Below are 15,539 nucleotides of genomic sequence, written 5' to 3'. Positions count from 1 at the left end.
CGCAAATGGAAAAGATTTTCCGTCATTAACAAGCTTTGTTTGTTGACTTGCCTGTGCCCGCCGCTTAAGGGTCTTTCCCCGAATTCAAGAGTGCAACTTTTCGGTCAGCAGCTTGCATGCCTTAACAATTTCATAATCTTGCCGCCTTTGCCGGTCAGCCTACCTTTGACTGCCCAACATTTGATTTTACTTTAACGCACCCCTTATGCTTGGCTTAGAGCCTCATGTGCTGCTGTTGCTGCTAGCCTGTTTGCTGGCAGCCTGCGCCTTCGAATTTGTCAACGGCTTCCACGACACGGCCAACGCCGTAGCGACGGTCATTTACACCAATACCCTCCGGCCGTGGGTAGCCGTTATCTGGTCGGCTTTCTGGAATTTTATCGGCGTGTTTGCCGGTGGTATCGGGGTTGCGATGGGCATCGTGTACCTATTGCCCGTCGAAAGCCTCGTTGACCAGAACGTGTACCACGGCATAGCCATGGTGGGCGCGCTCATTGTGGCGGCCATTATCTGGAACGTGGGCACCTGGTACTACGGTTTGCCCTCGTCTAGCTCCCACGCCCTGATCGGGTCGATCCTAGGGGTAGGTATTGCCTTCTCCTTTCTGCCCGACTCGCGCGGGGCGGCCGTCAACTGGGGCAAAGCTGGCGAAACGGGCCTAGCACTGCTGATTAGCCCCATCTTCGGTTTTTCGCTCACCATTGTCATGATGTTTTTGCTCAAACGCTTCGTGCGCAGCAAAGCCATCTTTAAAGAGCCCCACAAGCGCAAGCCACCACCCCTCTGGATCCGCCTCATCCTGATTGTGACTTGTACACTGGTAAGCTTCTTCCACGGCTCCAACGATGGGCAGAAAGGCGTCGGCTTGGTCATGCTGATTCTGATTGGTATCGTGCCTACCTTCTATGCTCTTAATAAGGATCTCAACCCCTTGGACATGCGCGAGTCGCTAACCAAAGTGGAGCAGGTACTGGGGAAAGTAAACGCCGCCAGCTTGAGCGAAGCCGACCAGAAACTACTGGCCGAATCGCGCGCCCAGACCGCCGACCTCGACCGCATCTTCGCCGGCAAAACCAGCGTGGAAGACCTACCCCAGAAGGCTCGCTTTGAAATCCGCCGCGACATTCTACTGCTTAATAACCGTGCGTCCAAACTGGTAGCGAGCAAGCAGCTGCCCATCAGCACTGCCGACCGGGAGCAGTACGACGCCGCCATCAAAAACATGCGCACCTTCACCGATTACGCGCCCAAGTGGGTGCTGATTATTGTGTCGGTGTCGCTGGGCCTAGGTACCATGATTGGCTGGCAGCGTATCGTGAAAACCATCGGTGAGCGGATCGGTAAAGAGCACCTCACCTACGCACAAGGTGCTTCTTCCGAACTGGTAGCTGCTAGCATGATCGGGGTGACCACCGCCTTCGGATTGCCCACCAGTACCACCCACGTGTTATCGTCAGCCATTGCCGGTTCCATGGTCGCCAACCGAGGCATTAAAAACTTGAATCCACAGATGGTGCGCAACATTGCCCTCGCCTGGGTGCTCACCCTCCCCGTGACAATGTTCTTAGCAGGCGGCATCTTTCTGCTGTTCCGCGCTATCCTGTAAGCTGCTGAGGTTCCTTGAAATAACAACAAAAAAGCCGCTCCAGTTGGAGCGGCTTTTTTGTTGTCCGATTACTAAATCGTTACGCATCGATGAATTAAGAATTTATATTAATTCAAGAATTCATTTTTAGAAACCAAGCACCGGTAGTGAGTTATCCACTTATCCACAGTCTAAAAGGGCTGTTTTGTGGATAACTACTCAGTTAGCTAGGCCATTGTACTTCTAAGTCATCGTTGATGAACACACCAAAGTTGACAAACTGAAGCTCATCCTCATCAAAGTAAAGGTCAATCATTTCCTTTTCGTACGAGAGGCGCACTTCGCCGGTATCCATCTTCTCTATCTCACTGGTTTCGTGGCCGTGACGGCGCATCAGGGCCTGAATTTCCTGTTGTGATTTGCCATGAACCAGCTCTCCGTAGAGGCGCATGTCGGGGTCGTCGGTCTCGATGCAGCTCAGGCGATAGTCGTCTTCGCGGTCAAAGTACAGGGAGTATCCTTCGTCCAGGTAGTTCCAGGCTTGGTGTTCAAATTCGTCTTCGTCGTCCGATTCTTCGATTTCTTCCGGCTCGCCCATCAGGGCACGTACGTCGTCCATGGAAGCACCGAAGCGGAGCGGACCCATGCCGGTGCCCAGCACGATGTCGGCATCGGTAGTACCGGATGATTGGGGTTGGGGCGTTTGCATAGTGGTAAGCAACTAGTGAATGCTAGGTTAAAGGTAGGTATTCGGCGGTCAGCGGCCGTACTGAGCCTCGAAAGAGGCTCGCTGCTGCACGTAGTCGGGGTGAAGCTTAGCCTCGTCCCATTTCCGTTTGAAGATGGCAGCAGCGGCAGCTTTCTCAGCATCCTCCGGGGCACGTGGGAGTTCGGCCCGCCCGTGGGCGCCGCTCTGGCCTTTTTTATCGGCTGGTACTGGTCCTTCGTACTTCTTCCCCCCGCGGTGGTTGGCGTAGCGCCTGGCCCGTGTGAAGCCCATCTGTAAAAACTTGCGCGCCATATCGGCACCAATGAAATCACTGGCTTTGAGGTAATCGAGAAATAACGCATAGATGCGCTCCGATGATTCATGAGCTATTTCCGGCGTGCGAAAGCGCCAGTGCGGAAGTATCTCCGATTTGTACGGCTCAACCAGCAGTACGCCCTGCTCTCCTTTGCCGACCCGGTATAGTTCGGGATGCTGCCGAAAATCGACAGTGCGGAAATCCAGGTCGTAATTGAAAGGCATACGCGGCGGTAGGTGGTGTCAGTAGCTTATACGCTAGCGACGATTGAATAGCTAGCCCGTCCAAAGTTTTCCACATTCCGGGATGTGGAAAAGTGGATAACTCGTTTGCCAACCAGTTATCAATGAGGTTTTTGACTAGTTGAAATTCAGCTTTCAACTGCGCTACCTCCCTACTAGGCTTCTTACCCTATCTGACCACCGACATTTGCTACCGGGCGGGTGGCGCTCATTGACTCCATGGTGTAGCACCGGCGCACAATAAGCGACGAGCCGTACTCTGTGGGCCGGGACTATTGCCGCTTGACCTACGCACTTATCAACAGCATTGTAAACCCTAGCAGACCTAGCTCCTTGGACAAAGACACTACTTACGTACTGGCGCTGCTCAGCTAAGCGCACTTTCCTTTTCGCCGCAAAAGCCTCGCTACGTTTTTTCGCTTGCGTCAATGCTAACCTTGCTTTTCAGAAATGCGAGTTCAATTCACTTTTCCACACCGTTAATAACTTTTGAAAAAATATTTTTTAAATAAATCTTTTTAATCCCTGTCATTAGGGGTGTGCATAAGTGGATAAAAAATAAACGTTATCCACAGCGGGGAAAACTTGTGTACAAGTTTGCATTTATACACCGTCTATCAACAGGGTGTGTGGATAATAAAACTCTGATAAATAACGACTTGTAGCAATTATTAACAATCCACAGAGTTATCCACTAATCCACAATCCACACAAAATCCCCATTGTGGATTAGGGTGCTTTTCCCACGAAGTTATCCACGCTTATCCACAGACGAATTGCCCTGTGCTGGATTTGTGAACAGCAAAAAAACTTATCAGCAATTTCTCCACGAGTTATCCCCACATTTCCCCAACATTATCCACAGTTTACGCCAAGTAGGTGGTAGGCAGTGGAAAACTATGTGGAATACGTGTGGAAACGGCCATTACGTGTTGGAAGGGCGCTTTTTGCTGTGGATAAACTAGCTTGCTCCGCCGCGGATAAAGAGTTGCGGTGGAAAACCTAAGTCAGGCGAGTGAAGCAGCTAGTTGCTGCAAACGGTTACCTTTTGCTCATAGATGGCATTTGAGCCACAGCAATAGAGATTACCAAATGCTACCTAGCTCTGGTTGAAAACATGAACCCCATCCGTCGTCTCGCCTATCGCAAAGACAATGGATGGGGTTCAGAACAAGGCTAGCTTGTGAGTCCTAAAACTTCAGCAAGATTTTTTCCTGTTCCCAATTGGCGCGTACTGGTTGAGCAATTGGAAAAATGAAAAGCGGCTCAGCGGGTATCCGAAGGTTAGGGTCGCCGGCGTTCCATTTACCGTCGCCGTTAGCATCGATGAGCACCCGAAACCGATAAGCGCCCGGAGCTAGGTTTTCGAAGCGAAAGGTGCCTTTCGGATTATTCAGCATCGCAATCGGTTGATACTCGTTGTTGATAACCTGAAGCTGAAACTTCTGGTACTTAGTCTCGATGGTACCCGACAGGCTGCCTGTGGCTGATTGCTCAGTAATGCGTAGGCGAATGGGTTTAAACCGCATTGGTCGGCCGGTAACGGAGGTAAGCACGGTGCTATCGAGCAGTACGGTCACGAAGTCCTTGGCCTTCGTGTTAAGCGTAATGGTAAGCTGCTCCCGCTCCGTGTTCAGCACGGCATCCGTTGGGATGCGTAGGGGGCGCCGCTTGACAGAGTCTTCCACCAGTGTGGCGAAAGGCTTATCGGCTAGAAAGCGGACGGGGTCAGTGAACTGAATGCGCAACTGCCCTTGAGCGTTAATCTCCCGCGGGTTGCCTTCCACTGTGTAGGCCGCGCCGCGCCGCGGAGGCGGCGTGCCCGGAAACCGCACGTTGATGGTATCGCGGGAATTGTTGCCCACGCTGTCGGTAGAGGCTAGCACGTAGCGGCCTTCGGTTAGCACATTGGTTTTGTAGAGCACCACGGTGCGGCCGCGCTCGGCGAGTTGCAGGGCCTCGTTCAGAGCCGGCGTAAGCGCGGTAGGCGTTGCTAAGGGCGCGAGGCTAGCTAGCGTGAGCCCCTCGTTGTAGCCTATTTTGAACTGCACGGGGCCGGGCGTCTGGCTGACGGCCAACGGCCGGCGGGCATCGGGGCGCGTGAGCACGAGCGGGATGGAGTCGAGCCCAGCTTTCACCGTAACGAGGTCGGGCAGGTAGGCAATCTTCTCGCCCTCGTTGTAGCGGTTGTTTTGATTCTTATCGGCTAGCGCAAACAAGCGGTAACTACCTTCTTTGATGTAGCGGAACGCATAAATGCCTTTCTTATCAGTATGAGTAAGGTAGTAGGGTCGGCCTCGCCGGATGTTGGCGGTGTCTTTCTCCGGATATAGCATCACGGCTACCTCGGCTACCGATTTTGCCGTGAGCAGATCAGTTACCCGGCCCTCTACCCGGCCCGAGTCAAGCTCTGCGCCCGTGCTAAAGGCCACGATGGGATTTATGACAACGTTGCTTTCGGTGATGTCGGTAATGGCATTCCCGAAGTTGAAGGAATACGTAGTGTTGGTCGCGAGTGGCCTCTCGTAGGTCAGCGTAATCGCCGTCCGCTCCTGCCGGATTTTATAACGGTTCGAATCAGAAATAACTGGCGCTACAACCAGGTTTTTCTGCAAATCTTTGAGTTGCACCGTCTCCGAAAACTCCAGCCGAATCGACTGGCTTTTCACGTTACGAGCCCCATTCGTGGGGAAACTGTTCGTCAGCTTGGGCGGCTCTTTGTCGCGCGGTCCGCCTTGCGGCGAGCTAATAGCCGCGCAGCCACTGAGCAGCGCAACCCCAGAAAGTACAGACAACAGATGACGAACAGACATGCAAAAAGTACTAGGAGTATTCCCGTAGGGGCTCACCATTGAAGAAGTTGATTGTGAACGAACGCAGCCGCCAAATTAGCATACGCTTCGTCGCTCCTTGCCCCTCCCCTCCCCTACTACTTGCGCTTAGCGACGTAGGTCAGGCTCGAGTAATTACCGTCGCGCCGGGCCGCTTGCGCGTTCGAGTGGTAGCCTGTGCGCAGCACCGTCAATAGCCCTTCGCCACGCTCAGCCCGATTTTTCTCGCTGAGCATGCTCACGTAGTACGCATCCAGCATCATAGGCAAGGTCTCTTGTACCTGCATCTTATGCTTTTTCAGCAGTTGCGTAAGGGTTTTTGGGCTGAAATGGTACAGGTGGCGCGGCACGTCGTAGGCGGCCCAGTCTTGGCGGTAGTGTTGGGCGTCGGGGCTATCTACGTTGGGCACAGCAATGATCAGCGTGCCATCAGGCTTCAACAAGCCAATGAGCTGGCGCAAGGTATCGTTCAGGTCGTGAACGTGTTCGAGCACGTGCCACAGCGTAATGGCATCGAAGGAGCTAGGTTCAAAGGCACCTAGGTTGTCGGCTTCTATTGGCTTTCCGACGCGTTTCGTGGCTTCGGCGCGAGCCCGAGGGCTAGGTTCCACCCCTTGCACCTGCCAGCCATTGGCTTTGCAAGCCGCCAAAAAATGACCCGTGCCGCAACCATAATCCAGTATTTTGCCTTTGCGCGCCACCTTATTGAGCAGCGCTACTTTGCGTCGCATGGTAAAGAAGCGCGCTATTTTGTAGGCCTGGTTGATCAGGCCCGCCGCTGCGCTGTTGTGCGACACGTACTCGTCCGATTCGTAGTAGCGCCCAATGCTCGCCGCATCCGGCCGCGGATTCGTAAACTGAAAGCCACACGCCGTGCATTGCACGATGGCAAAACTTTCTTGGCTAACTGACTTATCCTCCACTACCAGCTTATTGCGAAAATCAGTTTTTCCGCACACTGGGCATTTTTCGAGACGTTCGTAAGACACAAAAGGAAATGTTGAATGCTAAATGTTGCGTGTTAGATGGTGAGTGTTGAATGAAAAGCTAGGTCTGACGACAACTTAACACCCAACACGCACCATTCAGCACGCATCATTACTTCCCAAGGTACACCATCAGTACCGAAATATCGGCCGGCGATACACCACTGATGCGGGCGGCCTGGCCGATGGTTTCGGGCTGCACGCGCAGAAGCTTCTCGCGCGCTTCGTGCGAGAGAGCCGGCATCTGCTTGTAGTCGAGGCGACCCTGAATCACGAAGTTTTCCAGTTCGGTGAGGCGCGCCGCTTGCAGGTGTTCCTTCTGGATGTAGGTTTCGTACTTGATGATAATCACCGCCTGCTCCAGGCTGTCGGGCGAGTACGGCGCTAGCTCCAAGGCCATCGTTGGCAAAGTGCGGGTAAGGTCGGCTAGCTCGAGGTTGGGACGGCGCAGCAAATTCACGGCGCGGGTTTTCTCGCTGATTGTAGCCGAACTTAGCTCCGTTAGCAAGCCGTTGATTTCGGCTGGCTCCACGGTTTTGTTCTTGAGGTATTCTACTACTTCGGCCGTTTCGCTTTCCTTCTGGCGCACTAGTTCCATCCGCTCTTCCGAAGCTAGGCCTAGGGCATACCCTAGCGGCGTGAGGCGCAGGTCGGCGTTGTCTTGGCGCAATAAGATGCGGTGCTCGGCGCGGCTCGTGAACATGCGGTAAGGCTCGTCGGTGCCTTTGTTTACTAAGTCATCGATGAGCACGCCGATGTACGCCTCGCTCCGCTTCAGGATGAACGGCTCTTTGCCGTGCACACGGTTGTGGGCGTTGATGCCCGCCATCAAGCCCTGGCAAGCCGCTTCTTCGTAGCCCGTCGTGCCGTTGATCTGGCCGGCGAAATACAGGTTCTTGATGCGCTTGGTTTCGAGCGTTAGGTTGAGCTGGGTGGGCGGGAAGAAGTCATACTCGATGGCGTAGCCAGGACGGAACATCTTCGCATTTTCGAAGCCCACGATTTTACGCAAGGCACGATACTGCACGTCTTCGGGCAGAGAAGAGCTGAAACCGTTCACATACACTTCCACCGTGCTCCACCCTTCCGGCTCCACAAAAATCTGGTGCCGGTCCTTGTCGGCGAAGCGGTTGATTTTATCCTCCACCGAAGGGCAATAGCGCGGGCCTAGGCCTTTGATGCGGCCTTGGAACATCGGCGACTTCTCGAAACCCTCGCGCAGGATTTCGTGCACCTCCGCGTTGGTATAGGTGATGTAGCACGGCCGCTGCTTGGTGAGAGCGGGCGTGTGGAGGTAGCTGAATTTGCTGGGCACCTCGTCGCCGGGCTGCTCTTCCATTTTGGAGTAGTCCAACGAGCGGCCATCCACGCGGGGCGGCGTACCAGTTTTCATCCGGCCGGCTTCAAAACCTAGCTCTTTCAACTGCTCTGTGATGCCAGTGCTGCCACGTTCGGCTGCGCGACCACCACCGAAGTTTTTCTCCCCGATATGGATCAGACCGTTCAAGAATGTGCCATTGGTAAGCACCACCGACTTGCCCCGGAACTCAATGCCGAGCTGGGTTTTTACACCTACGACGGTGTCATTTTCCACCACCAAGCCCATCACGGCTTCCTGCCAGAAGTCCACGTTCAGCGTTTGCTCCAGCGTAAGGCGCCATTCTTCAGCGAAGCGCATCCGGTCGCTTTGCGCGCGCGGGCTCCACATAGCCGGCCCTTTCGAGCGGTTCAGCATGCGGAACTGAATCATGGTTTTGTCGGTCACGATGCCGCTCTGACCACCTAGCGCGTCGACTTCGCGCAGGATCTGGCCTTTGGCCACGCCGCCCATGGCCGGGTTGCACGACATCTGGGCGATGGTGTTCATGTTCATCGTGACCAGCAGCACCTTGGACCCTAGGTTCGCAGCGGCCGCAGCCGCTTCGCAACCCGCGTGGCCGGCGCCTACTACAATGACATCGTATTCTTCTTGCTGAAACATGGCGGAAAGTTGTTCAAAAATGAGCAACAGATAAGACTTCTAAATTGTGCCCACAAGCTGTTATTCCCAAACTATTGCTGTGCCGACGAGGAGTTGGGCCACGAGTTCTTGTCTGGGCGTGAGCTGATCTGAGATAAGCAACCCTGTTTTTAGCAGTACTACAGTAAGAGGTGCTTGTAATGCTGCTAATGCGTACAGGAATGCCGTTCTCAAACCGTAGATGGTTGCCAACTCAAGCACTGCCGTTAAGCTCGCCGCTAGCACCCATCCACGGTAGGTAATGTAAAAAGCTTCTTCAACGACGAAGCTTCCAACCTTTTTAGTCATTTACTTTGAAAGTAAAAGACCGTCTCCTCGTCTAGTGGAAACGGTCTTTGTATCTCAATTGAAATAACACCTAATCTTCTCAGAGCGTGTGCAAAGATAAGCAATCTGCTGTTTTCATTCTCTTACCCTAGGTTTGCCGCATCGTCCTCGTCCACGTCCCAGTTGGCCAGCAACTCTTCCGACTGCCGGGCTACTTCCGGCCACGAAAAAGGCACCCAGTAGCCTCTGATAGAATCGAACACTTCTGTGGCTTCTCGACAGGCAAACAGCTTGTAGTCAAACTTGGGATAACCTTGTACCAGATAGCCGGGGTAGTAATAATACATCTGCTGGCTAAAGGCATACTCAATTTTCAACAACATCAAGTATTTGCCTAGGCTGTGGCGGCGATAAGCAGGATCGTAGAAGTTCATGATACCGGCTAGGCTTCCTATACCACTGTCGAAGATGCCTCCCGCAATCAGCTTTGTTCCATCCCGCACTTCAATGATGCTGGTGGTAAACACCGTATGGGTAGCTCCATCCAGCAAAAATGATTCGATAGTGGCAGGTGCATCAAAAGTGGTGGAGGCGCGATAACGGGCATATAAAGCCTCGTGCTCCTCAGTGAGTTGCAAGGGCCGGATGCTGACGGAAAACGGCTGGTTTAGGCGAAGCAAGCGGCGCTGCTCGGCTCCGAATTGCACCAGCGGCAACACCAAGCGCAGCCAATGAACCGTAAACATATTTCCATCGACGGGCAGAAACTGGCAGGTAAATAAATCCTGCTGCATGCGGTAATACCCTTGCGCAAGGTAATAATCCAGTGCATCGCCCCTAAGTACCGGATACTGCGGAATAGCAGACATGATGGGGAAACTGTTTAGAAATAGGTCAGAACGGGCAGGTTGCGACCAGCTCAACCTGCCCGTTCTTTCTGCTCACACAACCTAGCACAAAAAACGCCCACCAAAAAGGCGGGCGTCTCGGAGTAGGCTGAGTAGTGCAGCTAGAAAGCGCGCAACGATAAGCAATCGTCTTCTTTTTTGCGCATGGCCGTCTGGCTCAATAAATCTTTGTCGGCGTAGCCCAGCAGATGTAGCACGCCATGGATCATTACCCGGTGCAGTTCATCATGGAACGAAATACCGAGCTGCTGCGCATTTTCGCGCACCCGTTCTACGCTGATGAAGATATCGCCCTCAATTACATCCGATGTATCGGCGTTGTCGAAGGTGATGACGTCGGTGTACGTATCATGATCCAAGTACTCCACGTTCACCCGGTGCAGGTATTCGTCGGAGCAGAAAATGTAGGTAAGCTGCACGATTTCGTATTCGTGCACTTTCGCTACCCGTTCAATCCACGAGGTGAGCTCCTCGGCGTCGGACAGCTCGAAATCCACGTCTTCCACGAGGAACTCGATGCCGTGTAACTCGTGTGATTCTTCGGGCAGACCAGTATTCATTTCTCCTTCGGTACCGGGTGGATGCAGGTTCATGCAGTGGCTTGATCGGATGAGGTGGATGACTCAGAAGTAGACGCTTCCGCCGCTTCGGTGGAGGGATGCGTGAGGTAGAACGTGAGCGACACCAAACGACCATCATTGGTGAACTCCACTTCGTCGGCTAGGTGCCGAATCAAGAAGATGCCGCGACCACCAGGATTTTCGAGGTTTTCGGGCGCTGTGGGGTCAATTAGGTTGGTGTAGTCAAAGCCTTCGCCTTCATCTTCAATCTCAAACCGAACCTGATCCTTCTCCACATACAATGACAAGTTCACGTGCTTGTCCTTATCAAACTTGTTGCCGTGGCGAATAGCATTGTTCACAGCCTCCGTAACGGCGACCATGATATTGCCATAAATGTCATCTTCGATGTGAAAAGTATCCTTCGAATTGTCGATGAAACTTTCTACTACGCGGATGTTCTCGACAAGCGACGGAACCTGGATTTTAACCTGCTTCATAAAAGAGTAAGAGGGGCGAGAGCGGTAAAAGTAGCAGAAGGCTATTTCATTTTTTGAAAATATTCACTCACCTCCCGCTGATAGTATGGGGTGAGTGCCGGGGGCACTGTGCGCAGGAGCTCCGTTTGCCGCTCTTTCGCTTGTTTGTACTTGTCGAAAGCGGGCGGGAAAACGGGGGGAAGGTTCTTGGCCGTTTGCGCTTCTCGTTTATCGTCCTGGTCTCGCTCGCGGGCCGATTTCTCAGCTTCCAGCAAGCGAGTCATGATTTGGCGTTGGCGCATGATGGTCTGCTCCGTCAGCCGCTTGTTTACGAGGTCGGTTTCGGTTTGTTCCATCATTTTTTTAATATCTCCTACGCCGCCCATTCCATCCTGGCCTTTGCCGTCTTTGTTCATGCCTTTTTGCTGCCCTTGTTGCCCTTGCTTGCCCTGCTGCATCTTTTCGAGTTGGCTTAAGGCGTCGCGGAGCATCTGCTGCTGACCAGCCAATTTGGCTAGCTCTTCGCTCAGCGCCCGGCCCGATTTGCCGCTTTGCTGCAACTGCTGAATCTGCTGGTTGAGCTGCTGTTGCATCTTACCTAGCTGCCCATCGCCGGCGGCGCTGCCTTTTTTCTTCTTTTTACCCGATTTGCCTCCGCCTTGTTGCTGAGCTTGCTGACTTTCGCGTTGGGCCTGCTGCATATCTTTCAAAGCATCGTTGAGCATGAGAGCTAAGTTGTTCATGCTGGTCATGGCAAGCTGCTCGCTGTTGGTCGCCCGGCCCACGTTGCGCTGCCGAATGTAATTCAGCGACTCGTTCATGCGCCCGTTCATCTCTCCTACTTCGCGGGTGACGAAGCTCTGGATCTGCGGTACTTTCTTGGCCAACGAGTACAGCGAATCCTGGATTACGGCTGCGTCGTCCTTGAGCTTACGCTGCGTTTGCCCTAGCTGCACAAAGCGCGGATCAGTCTGGTCGACTTGGCGGAACTGCTTCATTAGGCTTTCTTGGTCAAAGCTGAGGGTGAGCAGGTTTTCCAGGATGTCACGCAGGTTGTCGATGTTCTGCTGCTGTTGGTCGCCCTCCTCTTCTTCCTGCTGTTCGCGCATTTGCTGGGCCATTTTCTGCATCTGCTGGGCCGCGTTGCGCTGGCGCTGGCTAGCTTTCTGATTTTGGTTTTTCGACAGCTGCTCCTGGCTTTCCTGCATTTCCTGGTCTACCTGTTCCTGCTGTTCCTTCATCTCGTTAGCGCCATTTTCGCCGTCGAGTTGCTGGTCCATCTTCTTCAGGTCTTCCAGTTCCTTCTTTACTTCCTCGAACTCCTGCTGCTTTTCGGCTTGCTGCTGCTTGAGCTCCTGCTGCTTTTGCTGCAAGTCCGCTTTCGAGTCTTTCTTATTGTCTTGGTTGCCTTTGTCGTTCTTGTCGGAAGGCATATTGCCCTTATCCGCTTGGTCTGACTTGTTCTTGTCGTCAGCTTTGTCCTTGTTTTTGTCTGCCGACTTATCATTCTTATCTGACTTGTCGGCTTGCTCGGTTTTCTCGGCTAGCTTCTCCTGCTCCTTGGCTAGCTCTTCTAGCTTTTGGGTAGCAGCTTCTTGCTTCTGCTCGTATTGTAGCTGCTTGAACATTTCCAGCGCCCGATCCAACTCTTTCTGCAAGGTGTTTTCCTTGTTCTCAAGTTTTTGTAGCAGCTGCTGCATCTCCATCTGGTTGGCGTCCTTCTGGTTTTCGAGCAGCTTTTGCAGCTCCTCATAGAGCTTCTTGGTTTCTGGATCGAGCAGCGATTCCATGAGCTTTTGCAACTCTTGGGCCTTCTCCGCTAGCTCCTGGTTCTTGGGGTTGAGCTGATCCTGCTGCTGATTCATTTGCTCAAACGCCTTCTTCATATCGGCCAACTGTTGCTCAAACTGCTGCTTTTCGTTGAGCATGTCTTGCAGCTGCTTGCGATCTTGAAAGCTGAGGTCGCGCTTCGTCTTAAGCTTGTCCTCCGACTTTGCTAGCTCACGCTCTAGCTGTTTTGACTGTTGTGCGGCGCGGCTTAGCTGGTTCTGTACCGACTGCGACTGCGCATTGAGTTGCTTTTGCATCTCGGTGCGGCTCGGCAGACGGAACTCCGCCGAACGGGTGCGGGCGCTCTTCGGACCGTGTACGCCGTCGTTGTCCCATACCTCCACAAAGTACTCTAGCCGGCTACCAGGCTTCAGATTTAAGGCTCGCAAATCCCATTGGTAGGCATACGTCTGGGCTGGACCACTTTGCAGCGGCAACGCTTTGGCTTTGTAGCCAGCATTCGGGTTCTGCGGTGACGTAATGCGGTAGTGCAGCTCCAGGCGGGAGAGGCCATAATCGTCGCGCACCGAACCACCTAGGGCTAGGTAGTTGCGCGAGGTTGTATCGGCAAAGGCTTCTACCGTCACTTCCGGCACTTGGTCGGGAATGGCAGTGAGCTGGTATAAGATCGGGTCGCGGTTGAGGCTAGCCTCGTTTTGCAGCCGAACGGCGTATTCTTGGCTGCGCATTACGCGGCGAGTAGCCTGATACTGGTCGTTGCTTTCTGTGGCGGTTACCGTCTCATCCGGACTCTTGAAGAGCAATTGGAGCCGGTCGGTAGCGACCGTAGTGAACTCCCAGCGCAGGGTGCTGCCTTCCGGTACCGTCAGGTTGCCACTGTTGCGAATAGTTTCGGCAGGCTTCCCAATGTACGTTGGATAGGTCACGTGCACGGCAAAGTCGCGCAGATTGGGCCGTTCAAGCACTGCTAGGTTATAGTCGTCGGAAGTGAAGCCAGCGGCGGCTAGCTTAAACTCCGTGTTACGCTGCAGCTGCTTGAACTCGTAGCTGTAGCGGTTGCCGCTTTCCTTCGTCAGGTGCCGCTCACGGCCACCGTACAAAATGCTGATTTCGTTTGGCAGCGCTTCGCCTTGCACAGCTACTTCCAGCTTGAAGTCTTCGCCACGAAAGGCTTTCAGATCTTTATTTGCAACCACAAACTGAAATGGAGCCGGCGGCGAATAGGCTCGTCGGTAGTTCAGAATGCGCTCTGTGCCCTGCACAAACAGCGCTGGGTACACTAGTAGTAGCAAAACGATGATACCCGCCGGCACGGCCACATATTTCCACAGCGGCCGGGTTTGGTCTTTTATTTTGATGCCTTCCGCAAATTCCAACCCAGTGAACTGTGCGGCGCGCTGTTCCAAGCTAGCGGCTATCAAGGCATTTTCACGGGCTTGGCCTTGCAGCTGCAAGGCATTCACCAGCTTGTCTTGCACCTGCGGAAACAGCTCCCCTACCCTGCGGGCTGCTTGCTCATCGGTGAGCAGGCGCCGCAGATTGGTGAGAGCTGCCAGCGGCTGCCAAATCCAGTGCACGAAAGCGTAGACAGCTAGCCCCAAGAAGCCGAACAGCAATCCGCCCCGCACCCAGGTGGGCAGGTACAGGAAGTACTCAAGAAGGTTGAAAACGACGAAAAATGTGAGCAGCAAGCCGCCCGCCACCAGTGCACCGCGCACCAGTAGGTTGAGGTAGAACTTGCGCTTGAAGGCATCCAGTTGGCCTAGCACCTGTTGCAGGGCGGAGGATGCGGTAGTTGTCTGTGAAGTTGTAGCAGCCACGGGTTCTTTCTCCACCAGCATGAAAATAGCCCACTAGCAGGCTAAAGCAAGATACGTTTTATCTGGAAGGTGCGCCAAGTGTTTAGTTTAGCTACCGGTATAACTACGGCTCAGCCATAAAAAGTGCCGAACGGTTGTGGGAGTAAAATTGGTGTAGAGACACCTACCTGGTGGCCCCTCAATGCTGATGTTGTTTACCTCGTGTCGATAGAGCTAGCTCGTTCACGCAAAGTCATCCGATAACGAGACACAAGTAGGAGCCCTACAACTTCACCCAAGCCGGGCAGTGGTCTGAATGCACGGCATCCGGCAGCAGGCCCGCGTCGGCAATCCTAGGTTTTAGCGCATCATCGACGAGCAAATGATCTAGCCGCCAGCCCACGTTCCGCTTGCGGGCCCCAGCCCGGAACGTCCACCAGGAGTAATGACCTGTAGCGTCGCCGTGGTGGTAGCGAAACGAATCGGTGAATCCATCTTTTAAGAAATCAGCAAACCACTTGCGCTCCTCGGGCGTGAAACCAGGGCTGTTCTGGTTGGCTTTGGGATTGTGCAAGTCGATGTCCGTTTGGCAGCAATTGTAGTCGCCAGCAATGACCAAGGGCGGCACACTTGCTTTTAGCTGAGCTACGTACTGGCGAAAAAAGTGCAGCCACGCCACCTTGAACGCCTGCCGCTCGGCGCCGCTAGTTCCCGACGGCATATACACGTTTAGCACCGAGCAATCATCGAAGTCTAGGCGCAGTACGCGACCTTCGCTGTCGTAGTCGGCGGTGCCGCAGCCAATTTCTACGGCGTTTGGCTTTTGCTTCGTGAAAGTGGCCACGCCGCTATAACCGGGCTTTTCCGCCGGGTGCAGGTACGCGTAGTAGCCTAGCTCTTCGAATCCCGAAACATCGAGCGGTTCTCTGCCCGCTTTTATTTCCTGCAAGCACAGTACATCGGGGTCCGCTTGTTTCACCCACTCTAGTAAGCCCTTCGTCAGCGCCGAGCGCAAGCCGTTGACGTTGTAAGAAATGATTTTCAAA

12 protein-coding genes are annotated in these 15,539 nt (G+C 53.7%); 1 reads left to right on the top strand and 11 read right to left on the bottom strand.

The genetic code is table 11. The features are described 5' to 3' along the window. Nucleotides 1–205: 205 nt before the first annotated feature. A complete protein-coding gene (locus tag BXP70_RS02965; protein ID WP_086592499.1) occupies nucleotides 206–1,606 on the top strand; it encodes an inorganic phosphate transporter in 1,401 nt (466 codons plus the stop codon). Between the two features lie 202 nt (nucleotides 1,607–1,808). Here BXP70_RS02965 and BXP70_RS02960 read toward each other — a convergent pair whose 3' ends face one another. The 11 genes from BXP70_RS02960 to BXP70_RS02910 form a co-directional block, all read right to left on the bottom strand. Further along, nucleotides 1,809–2,294 carry a hypothetical protein gene (locus BXP70_RS02960; protein WP_086592498.1) on the bottom strand — a complete coding sequence of 162 codons (486 nt, stop codon included), beginning with the start codon at nucleotides 2,292–2,294 and terminating at the stop codon, nucleotides 1,809–1,811. A 48-nt stretch (nucleotides 2,295–2,342) separates the two neighbouring features. Further along, complete coding sequence (locus BXP70_RS02955) at nucleotides 2,343–2,834, bottom strand: DUF4385 domain-containing protein (protein WP_086592497.1); 492 nt, start codon at nucleotides 2,832–2,834, stop codon at nucleotides 2,343–2,345. A 1,208-nt stretch (nucleotides 2,835–4,042) separates the two neighbouring features. After that, nucleotides 4,043–5,665, bottom strand: a complete 1,623-nt coding sequence (locus BXP70_RS02950) for an Ig-like domain-containing protein (protein WP_179197560.1) — start codon at nucleotides 5,663–5,665, stop codon at nucleotides 4,043–4,045. 116 nt (nucleotides 5,666–5,781) lie between these two features. Next, the gene (locus tag BXP70_RS02945) at nucleotides 5,782–6,672 is read right to left on the bottom strand and encodes a methyltransferase domain-containing protein (RefSeq protein WP_086592495.1); all 891 of its coding nucleotides are present in this window, start codon (nucleotides 6,670–6,672) and stop codon (nucleotides 5,782–5,784) included. Nucleotides 6,673–6,781: 109 nt separating this feature from the next. Further along, nucleotides 6,782–8,650 carry a tRNA uridine-5-carboxymethylaminomethyl(34) synthesis enzyme MnmG gene (gene mnmG, locus BXP70_RS02940; protein ID WP_086592602.1) on the bottom strand — a complete coding sequence of 623 codons (1,869 nt, stop codon included), beginning with the start codon at nucleotides 8,648–8,650 and terminating at the stop codon, nucleotides 6,782–6,784. A gap of 60 nt (nucleotides 8,651–8,710) precedes the next feature. Next, a complete protein-coding gene (locus tag BXP70_RS02935) occupies nucleotides 8,711–8,977 on the bottom strand; it encodes a hypothetical protein (protein WP_086592494.1) in 267 nt (88 codons plus the stop codon). Between the two features lie 122 nt (nucleotides 8,978–9,099). Further along, nucleotides 9,100–9,825 carry a GNAT family N-acetyltransferase gene (locus tag BXP70_RS02930; protein ID WP_086592493.1) on the bottom strand — a complete coding sequence of 242 codons (726 nt, stop codon included), beginning with the start codon at nucleotides 9,823–9,825 and terminating at the stop codon, nucleotides 9,100–9,102. A 140-nt stretch (nucleotides 9,826–9,965) separates the two neighbouring features. Continuing rightward, entirely contained in the window at nucleotides 9,966–10,457 is a 492-nt protein-coding gene (gene ybeY, locus BXP70_RS02925) for an rRNA maturation RNase YbeY (RefSeq protein WP_317044445.1), read from the bottom strand. Then, a complete protein-coding gene (locus BXP70_RS02920; RefSeq protein WP_086592492.1) occupies nucleotides 10,454–10,924 on the bottom strand; it encodes an ATP-binding protein in 471 nt (156 codons plus the stop codon). The genes ybeY and BXP70_RS02920 overlap by 4 nt, the downstream gene beginning before the upstream one ends. Before the next feature lie 41 nt (nucleotides 10,925–10,965). Further along, on the bottom strand, nucleotides 10,966–14,529 hold the full coding sequence (locus BXP70_RS02915; protein WP_245849463.1) for a DUF4175 family protein: 3,564 nt from the start codon (nucleotides 14,527–14,529) through the stop codon (nucleotides 10,966–10,968). Between the two features lie 247 nt (nucleotides 14,530–14,776). Then, nucleotides 14,777–15,538, bottom strand: a complete 762-nt coding sequence (locus BXP70_RS02910; protein ID WP_086592490.1) for an exodeoxyribonuclease III — start codon at nucleotides 15,536–15,538, stop codon at nucleotides 14,777–14,779. Nucleotide 15,539: the final 1 nt, after the last annotated feature.

The organism is Hymenobacter crusticola (assembly GCF_002154225.1).
Lineage (GTDB): Bacteria > Bacteroidota > Bacteroidia > Cytophagales > Hymenobacteraceae > Hymenobacter > Hymenobacter crusticola.
This window is presented reverse-complemented; position numbering and strand designations above follow the sequence as displayed.